The following is a 12,660-nucleotide window of genomic DNA, read 5'->3' on the forward strand; positions in this document are numbered from 1 at the left end:
TTACCACCTTTCTATGACTTCTTAAATATATGGTCTAACTGATTTTTTAAAGTTTTCAGATTATCTACTACATTTTCGTAATCCATTCGCTTAGGTCCTATAATTCCGATAGTTCCCTGCATACCACCACCTAAATCATAAGTAGCTGTTACAACACTGCAGTCTTTCATAGTTTGAACAGGAGTTTCATCTCCGATGTAGATTTGAATTCCTGTATTCTCTTTACCATTATCCGCTTCCATAGTTTCCTTAGCAAACTCTGCTAAAGCCTGCTTTTCTTCAAAAGTGGAAATCAATTCACTGGCTTTTGCCCTATCTGCTAACTCTGGATATTTGAAAATATTTGTAGCACCGCTGGTATAAATCTCCATTTCTTCTTCGTCCGGTGCAATAGCCTTAGCAACTGCATCAATAACACTTCCGACTACAGCACTGTGTATGCCGGCCTGTTCTTTTAAGCGGGAAATTATTGCCAGATTTATTTCTTCAATAGATAAACCATTTAGCTGTGTATTCAGCAACAGATTTAATTTTAAAATAGTTTCTTCATCCATTGCTTCCTGAAGGTTAATAATATGATTTTTCACAATATTTCCTTCTACTACCACAACTGCCAACAGTTGTTTCTCACTGACTTTTGAAAGCTGGATAAATTTTACTTTATTTCTGTGATAGGCAGGTCCTGTAATCATAGTAGCATAGTTTGTATTCGAAGCGAGAACTCTTGCTACTTGTTTTAAAACCTTTTCCATCTTATCCGTCTTTTCAATCATCAGTTCCTTAATTTCTGCCACTTCCTGTTCTTTTTCTTTCATCAGTTCATCTACATAAAGACGATAACCTAAATCAGAAGGAATACGACCGGCAGAAGTATACGGCTGGACTATATATCCTAATTCCTCTAAGTCTGACATCTCATTTCGGATTGTTGCGGAGCTAAGATTTAAATCTGTGTATTTAGAAATAGTCCTTGATCCAACCGGCTCACCAGTCTCCAAATATGTCTGAATAATGGCTTTTAGAATTTTTCGTTTTCTTTCATCCAACTCAGTCACCAATTCCATATCCTGCTCCTTTCTTTTTTATTGTTAGCACTCGTTGTGGTGGAGTGCTAACATCTATGTTCTTAAGATAGCACCAGTCGTTTTATTTGTCAAGAGCTTTATAATTATTTTAGAATTTTATATAACACCAAGATTAAAAAATCTTTCTCTCCAAAATATCATTGAAAAGAAAGATTTTTCTTATTATTTTACTCATCTAGTTCTTCCAGACTCTTTTTTAATTCTAACATCTTATCACGCAAGGAAGCTGCCATTTCAAAATTCAAATCTGCGGCTGCCGCCTGCATTTGCTTTTGAACTTTTTTAATCAGATTTTCAAGTTCTTTTCTGCTCATGCTTTCCGGATCTTTTTCCAGTTTTTCTTCTGTTTCTGCCACTGCTTTGGAAATACTGATTAAATCTCTAACAGCTTTTTTAATTGTCTTTGGAGTAATTCCATGCTCTTCATTATATTTCTGCTGCAGTGCTCTCCTCCTCATAGTTTCATCTATGGCAATTCTCATAGAATCTGTTATGACATCAGCATACATAATAACTCTACCATCCGCATTTCGGGCAGCACGCCCTATGGTCTGAATAAGAGATACTTCTGAGCGCAAAAAGCCTTCTTTATCCGCATCTAAAATGGCAACTAAGGTAATTTCCGGAATATCAAGTCCTTCTCTTAATAGGTTAATTCCTACCAACACATCAAAAACATCTAAACGCATATCCCTGATAATCTGTGTTCGTTCCAAGGTATCAATATCTGAATGAAGATACCTAACACGTATACCCAGTTCTTTCATATATTCTGTCAAATCCTCTGCCATACGTTTCGTAAGTGTCGTAATAAGAATTTTATTTTTCTTCTTAATTTCTTTATTAACTTCTGAAATTAAATCATCAATCTGACCTTCCACAGGACGCACTTCTACTTCTGGATCTAAGAGTCCTGTAGGACGAATAATCTGTTCTGCCCGCAAAAGTTCATGATTTTCTTCATATTCTCCAGGTGTAGCAGACACAAATAAAATCTGGTCAATTTTATCTTCAAATTCTTCAAAATTTAAAGGGCGGTTATCCTTTGCGGAAGGAAGTCGAAATCCATAATCAACTAAAGTTTGTTTTCTGGACTGATCTCCCGCATACATCCCTCTTATTTGTGGAATGGTTTTATGAGATTCATCTATAATAATAAGGAAATCATCTCCGAAATAATCAATTAGCGTATATGGAGGCTGTCCTGGCTTTAATCCAGATAAATGTCTGGAATAATTTTCTACTCCCGAACAAAAACCTGTTTCCTTGAGCATTTCGATATCAAAGTTTGTTCTCTCTGAAATTCGCTGTGCCTCCAAAAGCTTATCTTCACCCTTAAAATAATCCACACGCTCTTTTAATTCTTCTTCTATTGCAACGGCAGCTTTCCGTATTTTTTCAATCGGCACTACATAATGAGATGCAGGAAAAATAGCAATATGATTTAATGCACTTTTAATTTCTCCTGTCAAAATATCAACTTCTGTAATACGATCAATTTCATCTCCAAAAAACTCCACTCGTACTGCTGTTTCTGAATAATCTGCCGGAAAGATTTCTAAAACATCTCCTCTAACCCGGAAAGTTCCTCGATGAAAATCCATTTCATTGCGATCGTATTGAATATCTATCAACTCTCGAATAACTTCATCCCTATCCTTTTCCATTCCGGGACGTAGGGAAATAATCATGTTTTGATAATCGTCAGGACTCCCAATTCCATATATGCAGGACACACTGGAAACAATAATTACGTCTTTTCGTTCACTAAGAGAAGATGTAGCTGAAAGACGAAGCTTGTCTATCTCATCGTTGACAGATGAATCCTTTGCAATATAGGTGTCAGAGGACGGAACATAGGCTTCCGGTTGGTAATAGTCGTAGTAGGAGACAAAATATTCTACTGCGTTATCGGGAAACATCTCCTTGAACTCTCCATATAACTGAGCCGCTAACGTCTTATTATGAGCGATGACAAGTGTCGGCTTCTGTAATTGCTGAATCACATTTGCCATCGTAAAAGTTTTTCCAGAACCCGTAACCCCTAGTAAAGTCTGGCATTGATTACCTTCCTTGAACCCTTTCACAAGCTCTGCAATTGCCTGTGGCTGGTCTCCGGTCGGCTTATATGGGGCTTTTAATTTGAACTCATTCATGGTAAATCCCTCCATTTGTGACTTTTACTATGATCATTATCAGCCAAAAATTCGTATCCAGATTCATAACGAAAAGCTTATTTTATGATGAATAGATGTGTTTCTCACCTCGTTACGAATAAAAGTCACAAAACTGATTTTTGCGGATAAAACAGCACTCGGAAATACCTGATGATACCAGGCTCCGATTCTGTCATATTTTTACTGTTTGTTCTTGTAACAGTCCCTATTATATCAGACATTTTTTTGAAAGTATATAGATGAAGGCAAGAAAAAAGTACAAATGTTCGATTCTTATTTGTACTTTTCTCTCTTACTACTATTCTATTTTTTATCATGCTGCGTTGAAATATTCCTCCAGGATTAAGTCTATTTCAATCACTTCTGAATAATCATAATACTGATCTTTCCGCTCTTTTGGAATAACTTCTTCAATAAATGGTTCCAATACATCCAGACAGCACAACAGTTCCTGCGTGAATACGGCAATGATTTTAAATTTAACATTACCCAAGTAATTGGACTTACCAACGAAGATGAAGTATCAAAAGAATTCAGACCTTACAAGCAGATGATTGAAAGATTAAATCGTACTTACAAGACTTCTTATAGACCAACAAATGGTTTTGATAACATTGACGGTGCCAACTATGAACTTGCGCTCTGGGTCACTTATTATAACTTTTTGAGACCACATAAACACAATAACTATAAAGTCCTTAATGATATTGAAATGCTTCATGGTGCAAACAATATACCCGGTAAATGGCAGCTTCTCATCTTCCTTAGGCAACAAACCATCTTGAACTTACAGAACGGCGAAGCCGCTAATTGTTCTTAGATTCTGAACCTGAAGGAGCGTTACCAGCCACCGCAAAGCGGTATACCCTTGACAGATAATCAAAAAGAACTGCTACACTGTTGTCAGCGACGGAGAAAATCTAACTGTTTTTGAGTTCTTCGCCGTTGGTAATTGCCTGACAGCAGTTCTTTTTGTGCTGTCAAGGGTGGCGGACGATTTCCACAGCCTTAAATATTTGCAGTTTTCAAGGTTCTTTTGAGCCTTTTGCTTTTGCCATACTGGCGATATCTCCCACTCCATTCAATACCATTGTCGGAAGATAAGCATAAGTTTTGAGTGTATCCTTTGTTGAACATCCAGAGAGAACCAATACAGTAGACATACCACTTTCCATTCCTGAAATCACATCTGTATCCATACGATCCCCAACCATTACAACTTCTGCTGAATGACATCCAAGCATATTCAATCCTGTTCTCATCATCAGTGGATTCGGTTTCCCACAGAAATATGCCTGTGTACCTGTTGCCATTTCAATTGGGGCAATCAATGCACGACAGGCAGGAGCGATTCCGTTCTCGATTGGTCCGGAAACATCCGAGTTTGCTCCAATCAACTTAGCTCCCTTCAGAACTAAATTCGTTGCTTTCGTTAAGGTATCCAATGAATAGGATCGTCCCTCTCCCACAACAACATAATCCGGATTTACATCATTCATTGTAATGCCAACATCATAAAGTGCATTTAAGAGACCTGCTTCTCCTATCACAAATGCTGAACAGCCTGCCGCCTGTTCCTTTAAAAAAGCGGCTGTTGCCAATGCGCTGGTGTAAAAATGTTCTTCTGGCACATCAAGTCCCATCCTTGCCAGTTTCTGATTTAATTCCCGTGGTGTATATCCACTATTATTTGTCAAAAATAAATATTCTTTCTTTTCATCATGCAACCACTGGATGAATTCTGGAACACCTGGCAATATCTGATTGCCATGATAAATCACACCATCCATATCACAGATGAATCCTTTTTTTTCATTAAAATCGATTATGGATTTTCTCATGTTCATATGCGCCCTGCCTTTCTTGTTTCTTTAGAATACACCTTACTCTTTTCATAATAGAATAAAACTCTTTTTTCTACAAATATTTTTATATTATATCATCCACACATGAAATCAAATACATAGCACTGTAAAATCAAAGTAAATATTTCGATCAACAGAACCTTTTATGACAACATCTCTTTCACACAAGTACTTCGATAATCACTTGGTGATATTTTATATCTTTCTTTAAATACTCGGTTAAACGTTCTCTGACTTTCAAATCCACTATCCAGACAAATATTTGTAATAGAATCACTCGTATTTTCCAAACGATGGCATGCATAGTTCAGCCTTGCATCGTTAAGATATTGATTAAAGTTTCTATGGAATGTCTTGGAAAAGAGTCTGGATAAAACATATTTGCTCACGCCCAGATCTTTTGCCATCTCTTCCAACGAAAATTTCTTCTTGAAATTTGCTGATATATAGGAAACTGTCTGGTAAATAAGATCGTTGCTCCCCACACTGCTCTTTTCTACCAAATTTAATTTTCCTATGCAGCGTGCCAACACAATTTGAAGATATGCCTGTGCAACAGTAATATCCGACTGTTCTGTCTCTAAAATTGCATTTATAACCCTATATACCTCCGGTTCAACCTTTTCCGCTTTGATGATTGGGTATTCAGGAGCCATGGATTGCATGATATCTGCAAATTTGGCTATCGTAAATGGCGATGCAATCAGATAAGTCGCTTTATTTACACCGGGTGTCAGTACCTGGTAGTGATGAATAACATCTGGAAATACAAAGCCTATATCTCCTTTTTCCATATGGTATAGTTCCTGTCCGACACCAAGTTCTAATGATCCACTTGTTACACAAACGATCTCCAGTGCATTATGAAGATGTGGTTCAATATGTTTTGACTTCCTATTTATTGCTATAATCTCCTCTTTTGTGTCAACATATTTTAACTGCATGAAATACTCCCCTTTGCAACATTTGTCTATATCTTCTTTCGATTTGGCAAGCAATCCTTTTACACCTATCTTATAATCAACTTGTAAATAAGGAAAGGAGGAATTGCAAATGAGCAACCTAAAAAAATATCTGAATGACCTTTTAGTATTCTACACTGAATATTTTGAGCATCCTTACCATGTATAAATACTAAAAGGACTATTTTGTGAAAACTGAATATTTTCTTAAGGCCATTTCACAAAAATGAAGTGGTCCTTTTTTATTTTCAAAATACAGTTCAATCACTTTATATATAGAAAAAAGCACTGTCTCATCGAGCAATGACCAGACAACGCTTTCTCCTGTCAATTCTAATTTATGTCTGATGCATCTGTTACTTCATCTGCAGCAATTCCTTTTTCTGCTTTCAGTTTTTTATTTGCATCTTCTACATTCATTCTTGAAAGTACAAACATAATCAATACATCAAAGATTAACGGAAGCCAAAGATACATAAACTGCATCATATCAAGTGCAGACTGCGGCTGAGTTGCATTTGTTCCGATATATCCACTGAACTCAAGCAGCCATCCAACAACAGCGGTTCCAATACCTCCACCGATTTTTACGCCAAGAGAAGTACAAGAGTACATCGTTCCGTCAATTCTCTTTCCCTGTGTAAGATAAGTATATTCAGAGCAGGATGCGATAACTGCATTCATATCTCCCTGCCATGGTCCCTGACCTAAGGCTGCAAGAGCTGTAAATGCCATCATCAGCGGAACACTGCCCATATATCCTGCAACAACAACAAGTGCTCTACCGATGACTGCTAAGACATAACCTCTTAAGTTCAGTTTATACATACCTTTCCACTTACCAACTAATGTCGGTGTGAAAATCAGGGCAATGATCAGTGGAATATTTACTGCCCATGCAAATTGTCCAAACAAATTCTTATTTTTCAGTACCCATGTCATGTAATAAATGCCAGCTCCAATCATGGCACCATATAACTGCTGTAAAATATATGTTCCACAAATCATCATGTAATATTTGTTTTTAACAAGAAGCTTGAATGCATGTACCATTCCGTACTTTTCATTATCATCCTTTACTTCTCCTTCGTTAAGTTCTTCCTCAGGAAGTTCCTTAACAGAAAGTGCTGAAATCGTATTTACGACAAGACCAATGATTGCATAGATAATAGCAACCGTTCTCCATGCTGCAGCATCTCCACCACATTTATCTACAAATCCAACTGTAATTGCCTGAATCAGAAGACTTGTTGAAAACGCAAAAATAAAACGGTAAGATCCCATCTGCACACGCTCTTTACTGTTCTTTGTAATCAATGACGTAAGTGCTGAATAAGCAATATTGTTTGCTGTATAAAACACACCATTTAACAGTGTATAAGAAATAAAGAACCATGCATATTTAGCCGTTGTTCCCAAACTCACCGGTACTGCAAAGCAGCCGACCAGCGTAATGGCACAACCAATATATCCGTATAGCATCCAGGGTTTCGCTTTTCCCATTTTACTGTGTGTTTTGTCAATCATTGATCCAAAAAATATATCCGTAAAACCATCAAATAGTTTTGATACGGCAATCAGGGTACCTACGACACCTGCAGCAAGTCCTACTGAGTCCGTCAAATAGACCATCATAAAAGATGTCAGGAACGCATAGACTACATTACCTGCAATATCGCCTGATCCATATCCAATTTTGTTATACCATTTCAAATACTTTTTTTCTTCCATCGAATTTCTTTGCTCCTCATCTTCATCGCACTTATTTTGTCTGATTGCTCTGTATATCCGGACTTTACATAACAATCAGACTCTCTTTCCTTGTTTACGGGTTACATGAAACTTTATTACCCCTTTACATACGGTATCAGTGTAAACTGAAACCGGAATAATACATCATCAAATCGGTACTGCTCCAATACAACTGGACCACAACTATTAGAACCAATGCCATTTAGTGCATAGTCAACACAAAATACTACACTATCTGATTCTGTCAGTTCATAATTATGCGTTTTCTCCTCAAGTTCTTCCTGCGTATAATAAGAAGCATTGAATGAGAAGGCATTTTCCGCAGAGACCACAATTCCATATCGGCTGTTGTTAAGCTCTACATATTCACAATCATAATGGCTTCCATTTTCCTGTGGGCGAATATAATCCTCATGCAAATCATCTACATTTGCCTGATACAAACCGTGGCTCGCAGCCTGATGTTTGTCACAATAGCTTTCCTGTGGTCCCATTCCAAAGTATCTTACAGCTGAAAGTTTTTTATCCAGGAACATCCTCACACCAAATCTTGGCAGGTCCGGAAATTCATCATCTTTTGTTACTGCAATATCTGCATCAATCTTTCCAGCAGCTTCTATTTTCCATGTGATCGTCACATCAAGAATCTTCTGTACTGTCTCTGCCACAACGGATGCATGGCTTGTAATTTTCACACCATGCTTTCCCTGCACGACCTCTGTCGTGTAAGCTCTTGTATAAACTTTATCATAATGGGCTTTCTTCCATTCAGACTTGATGTACATATCATTATCTGTTGGTGCCCTCCAGATATTTAATTCCATCGGGTGGTTCAGATATTCCCGACCTGCAAATTTCATCTCTGTAAAAAGTGCAGTCCGTCGGTCGATTGTATATGCGAATTCACGGCCTTTGATATGAATCTGGGTATCATCTTCACTCACCTGTAATTCAGAATCCACTGCTGTTTTTTGTAGCCATTTCTCAGCAAGTTTACATTTTGCACCGTCTTTGCTTACCTCAATTTCATCAAATCCAAGAATATGGTCTTCATCCAACAGTGGCAATTCCTTTTTCAGATGGTAAATAAATTTTAAATAACATTTTCCACTCTCTGGCACATTGATTTTAAGGTTTATTTTTCCTTCACTGTGTGGTGCTGCTGAAACTTCTGGAAGTTTACCTTTGCTGATTACAAGCCCGTCCTGCGTCAGTTCATAACTGATCTTCACATAATCTTTCAAGTCATCAAAATCCATGTAGTTATGAAGCACCAGTTCTCCGCTTTCTTTGTCATAGGAAATAACCCTTGCCGGGCGATAAACATTCTTGTATTCCAAAAGTCCTGTATGTACCGTTCTGTCCGGATATACTAATCCATCCATACAGAAGTTGCCATCATGAATTTCTTCGCCGTGGTCGCCCCCATAAGCATATATAGTCTTTCCATTCTCAGCAGTTCCATGAGCAATCGCATGGTCACACCATTCCCAGACAAAGCCGCCGCACATTTTATCATTATCCTGAATCATCTGGAAGTAATCTTCAAAATCTCCAGGTCCGTTTCCCATGCTGTGACAGTACTCTACCAAAAGGAAGGGTTTGCTTCCATCTTTATCCAGATATTCCTGAATTTCGGAAAGCGCTGGGTACATCCGACTGTACACATCCAGATTGCTGTAATCATATGTTTCATCATAATTACGATATCTTGCACTCTCATATTGTGTGATACGGTCTGGATCAAAATTCTTTGTCCATTCCAGTGCTTTTTCAAAGTTGCAGCCATAAGCACTCTCATTTCCCATTGACCACATAACAATACAGAAACGGTTTTTGTCACGTTCCACCATGAGTTTTACTCGATCAACGATTGCCTCTTCCCATACCGGATCATCCGCAATCTTCTCATTCCATCGTTTGAACCGATTGTAATCGGTGTCTTCTTTTCTGTAGATCATAAATGGACCATGAGCTTCAATATCTGCTTCATCTATTACCATGAATCCATACTTGTCACACATTTCATAGAAAAATGGTGCGTTCGGATAGTGGCTGGAACGGATCGCATTAAAATTATGCTGCTTCATTAACGTAAGATCGGTTGTAATCTGTTCCGGATTGATTGTAAATCCAGTAACCGGATCAGAATCATGTCGATTGACACCACGGAATTTAATCTTCTGTTCATTTAAATAAATAACCTGGTCTTTAATCTCTATCTTTCTTAATGCAATGTGATCTACAATTACTTCATTCTCTGTTTCAAGAATCAGTTTATATAGATATGGATTTTCTGTATTCCAAAGTTCCGGACTTGCGATTTCTAATACAGCTGTTCCTTCTTCAGCAATACTTCCTAGTGCTACAACTGCTCCGTTTCTATCTTCAATCGAAATTTTTACATTTAACGGAGAGTAGAATTTCATTTCAATTTCTACTTTCGCAAGCATATCCTCAATTCTTGTTTTAATATGATAATCACTGATTGCCTGTTTTGGGCGTTTCAAAATGTACACATCCCGGAAAATACCACTCATACGGAATTTGTCCTGATCTTCCAAATAGGAACCATCACACCACTTCATGACCAGAACCGCTATGCTGTTCTCTCCGTCCCGAAGGAGGTCGGTGATATCAAACTCACTGGTCATATGAGAAACCTGGCTATACCCTACATAAGAGCCATTGATCCATACATAAAAGCAACTGTCTACTCCTTCAAAATTCAAGAAAGCTTTTGGTGCATTTTCATCTTTGTGATAAACAAAGGTATGTGCATATGTTCCACATGGAATATCCTGTGGTACATACGGTGGATCAAATGGGAACGGATACCTGATGTTTGTATACTGATGTGTGTCATATCCTGCCATCTGCCATACACTCGGAACCTGAATCTCATCAAAATTTTCTGTATCATAATCTTTCTCAAAGAAGGGTTCCTGAACATCATAGATACTGTTAAAATACTGGAACTTCCAAGTTCCGTTCAATAACTGCATTCGGTCTGACTCTTCCCTGTGCTCCACCAGGTTATCCATTCTTTTGGATGCCGGAATAAAATAGGCTCTGGCTGGCATTGTATTTTCATGCAGTACGCTTAAATCCTCATAATAACGTGGTACAATCATAAATAACTCTCCTTTAATACATATACATTTTTTTTCACTTTGTTTTTCCACAGCAAACCTTGTCTTTTACTTTTATGTTTACGCTTCTCTGTTTTGCTATATATATCTTATCCTAATCTGCAAAACATGTCTATGAATTGGATTAGACAAAATATGCACTAAATGATACAATAACAAAAAAGGAAAAGAGGTGCTACCATATGTATATGAATACCGGTTATTTAAACCACTCCCATATGGATTTCAAAGACAAAAGTCGCCCGCTGGTTGTAGGAAGTTGCGGTACTTACCGCCTTTCCAGCCATCCAAAGTTACCAACCTACCGTCCAAGGGGACGCCTGGATTATCAGATTATCTATATCACTGCTGGTTGTGGGCATTTTCATTTTGACAATGTGGATAACGAAACGATTGTCCCCGCCGGTAATATTGTACTGTACAGACCGAAGGAACTTCAGAAATATGAATATCATGGAAAAGATAAGACAGAAGTATACTGGATTCATTTTACAGGCAACAATGTAAAAAATATCCTACGGCAATATGGATTCCCGGATAAAGAGCGTGTATTTCAGGTCGGAACCTCTATGGAATACGAACAGATTTTCAAGCGTATTATCATCGAGCTTCAGCGTTGCCAAGATAATTATGAGGAAATGCTTGTCCTTCTGCTCCGTCATCTTCTTATCATCTTTCATCGGGAACTGACCAGGGAACATATCTCGAAAAATGAATACCTGGATCACGAGATGGATAACGCAGTTACCTTTTTCAGTGAAAATTATAACCAGAATATTAGCATAGATGATTATGCTGCCTCACGTGGAATGAGTGTCAGCTGGTTTATCCGAAACTTCAAAAAATACACAGGTTCTACACCAATGCAGTTTATTGTGGGAATCCGAATTAACAATGCCCAGATGTTACTTGAAACAACAACCTATTCCATCAATGAAATTTCTAAAATCGTCGGGTATGATAATCAGCTTTATTTCAGCCGGCTTTTCCACAAGCTGAAAGGATATTCGCCAAGAGAATACCGAAAAATAAGAAATAGGTTATGAAATCTATAATGTCATAAAAACTAAATGTCAAAAAAGGATGCCAACGAATCGTAAGCGCAAAATATTGCTACGCTACCCATGAATCACGCTTGCACCAAAATGATAGATGCAAGCGTTTTGCTCTATGTTTAGTTTTGACAGTTCGCTTTCGCAGTCTCGCTCCATGGAGCAAGCTGTTCCAACTGTTCATCTGACATTTTAGCGTCTGGCCGCTGTGATAAGAGATATGTCAGATATTTGTAGGTATTCAGGTCATTCGCTTTTGCCATCTCAACCATTGTATACACAATAGCGCTAGAGGCCGCTCCCTTCAGATGATGCTGAAGTCCTCCGCCAAAGTCCGGCGTATTTCCGTCACTTGGAATTGGGAACATCTTTTCCAAATGTTTTACAGACGCACCAAGATCATCACTTTCGCATCCAGTAAGTTTAGCTGCTTTCTTTACAAAGGCTTCGACTTTATCACTTCCAATTTCTCTGCCATACTCAAGGCTAAATTCGCCAACCCAGAGAATATCAAGCATTCCACAAAGAATACCACTTGCAACAGCAATCAAATAGTCGAGATTATCAGCTTGACTGGATAACAAATCTATCTGCGCATCCAAATCATAAATAATT

General features: G+C 37.9%; 8 protein-coding genes and 2 pseudogenes. 2 read left to right on the forward strand and 8 right to left on the reverse strand.

Going from position 1 to position 12,660, the window contains the following annotated elements:
• Window positions 1–11 precede the first annotated feature (11 nt).
• From hrcA to CGC63_RS11860, 3 genes are all read right to left on the reverse strand, one after another.
• Window positions 12–1,064, reverse strand: a complete 1,053-nt coding sequence (gene hrcA, locus CGC63_RS11845; protein WP_003022428.1) for a heat-inducible transcriptional repressor HrcA — start codon at window positions 1,062–1,064, stop codon at window positions 12–14.
• Window positions 1,065–1,252: 188 nt separating this feature from the next.
• Complete coding sequence (gene uvrB, locus CGC63_RS11850) at window positions 1,253–3,241, reverse strand: excinuclease ABC subunit UvrB (protein WP_040351192.1); 1,989 nt, start codon at window positions 3,239–3,241, stop codon at window positions 1,253–1,255.
• A gap of 334 nt (window positions 3,242–3,575) precedes the next feature.
• Window positions 3,576–3,755 (reverse strand): hypothetical protein, encoded by a 180-nt coding sequence (locus CGC63_RS11860; protein WP_003022433.1) that lies wholly within the window; start codon window positions 3,753–3,755, stop codon window positions 3,576–3,578.
• Here CGC63_RS11860 and CGC63_RS11865 point away from each other — a divergent pair.
• Window positions 3,726–4,082: pseudogene (locus CGC63_RS11865) on the forward strand (integrase core domain-containing protein); the annotation flags it as partial. The gene CGC63_RS11860 and the pseudogene CGC63_RS11865 overlap by 30 nt on opposite strands.
• Before the next feature lie 205 nt (window positions 4,083–4,287).
• Here CGC63_RS11865 and CGC63_RS11870 read toward each other — a convergent pair.
• The 4 genes from CGC63_RS11870 to CGC63_RS11885 form a co-directional block, all read right to left on the reverse strand.
• The gene (locus CGC63_RS11870; RefSeq protein WP_009246439.1) at window positions 4,288–5,109 is read right to left on the reverse strand and encodes an HAD-IIA family hydrolase; all 822 of its coding nucleotides are present in this window, start codon (window positions 5,107–5,109) and stop codon (window positions 4,288–4,290) included.
• 161 nt (window positions 5,110–5,270) lie between these two features.
• A complete protein-coding gene (locus CGC63_RS11875; protein ID WP_015527044.1) occupies window positions 5,271–6,071 on the reverse strand; it encodes a helix-turn-helix transcriptional regulator in 801 nt (266 codons plus the stop codon).
• A gap of 351 nt (window positions 6,072–6,422) precedes the next feature.
• A complete protein-coding gene (locus CGC63_RS11880) occupies window positions 6,423–7,820 on the reverse strand; it encodes an MFS transporter (protein WP_003022441.1) in 1,398 nt (465 codons plus the stop codon).
• 116 nt (window positions 7,821–7,936) lie between these two features.
• Window positions 7,937–10,975 (reverse strand): glycoside hydrolase family 2 TIM barrel-domain containing protein, encoded by a 3,039-nt coding sequence (locus CGC63_RS11885; RefSeq protein WP_040351193.1) that lies wholly within the window; start codon window positions 10,973–10,975, stop codon window positions 7,937–7,939.
• Between the two features lie 200 nt (window positions 10,976–11,175).
• Here CGC63_RS11885 and CGC63_RS11890 point away from each other — a divergent pair, with 200 nt between their 5' ends.
• Window positions 11,176–12,039 carry an AraC family transcriptional regulator gene (locus CGC63_RS11890; RefSeq protein ID WP_040351194.1) on the forward strand — a complete coding sequence of 288 codons (864 nt, stop codon included), beginning with the start codon at window positions 11,176–11,178 and terminating at the stop codon, window positions 12,037–12,039.
• Window positions 12,040–12,167: 128 nt separating this feature from the next.
• On the opposite strand, the pseudogene CGC63_RS15385 reads toward CGC63_RS11890, so the two are convergent.
• Window positions 12,168–12,350, reverse strand: a pseudogene (locus CGC63_RS15385) (transposase domain-containing protein); the annotation flags it as partial.
• Window positions 12,351–12,660 lie beyond the last annotated feature (310 nt).

Source organism: Blautia hansenii DSM 20583, from assembly GCF_002222595.2.
GTDB classification, from domain to species: Bacteria; Bacillota; Clostridia; order Lachnospirales; family Lachnospiraceae; genus Blautia; species Blautia hansenii.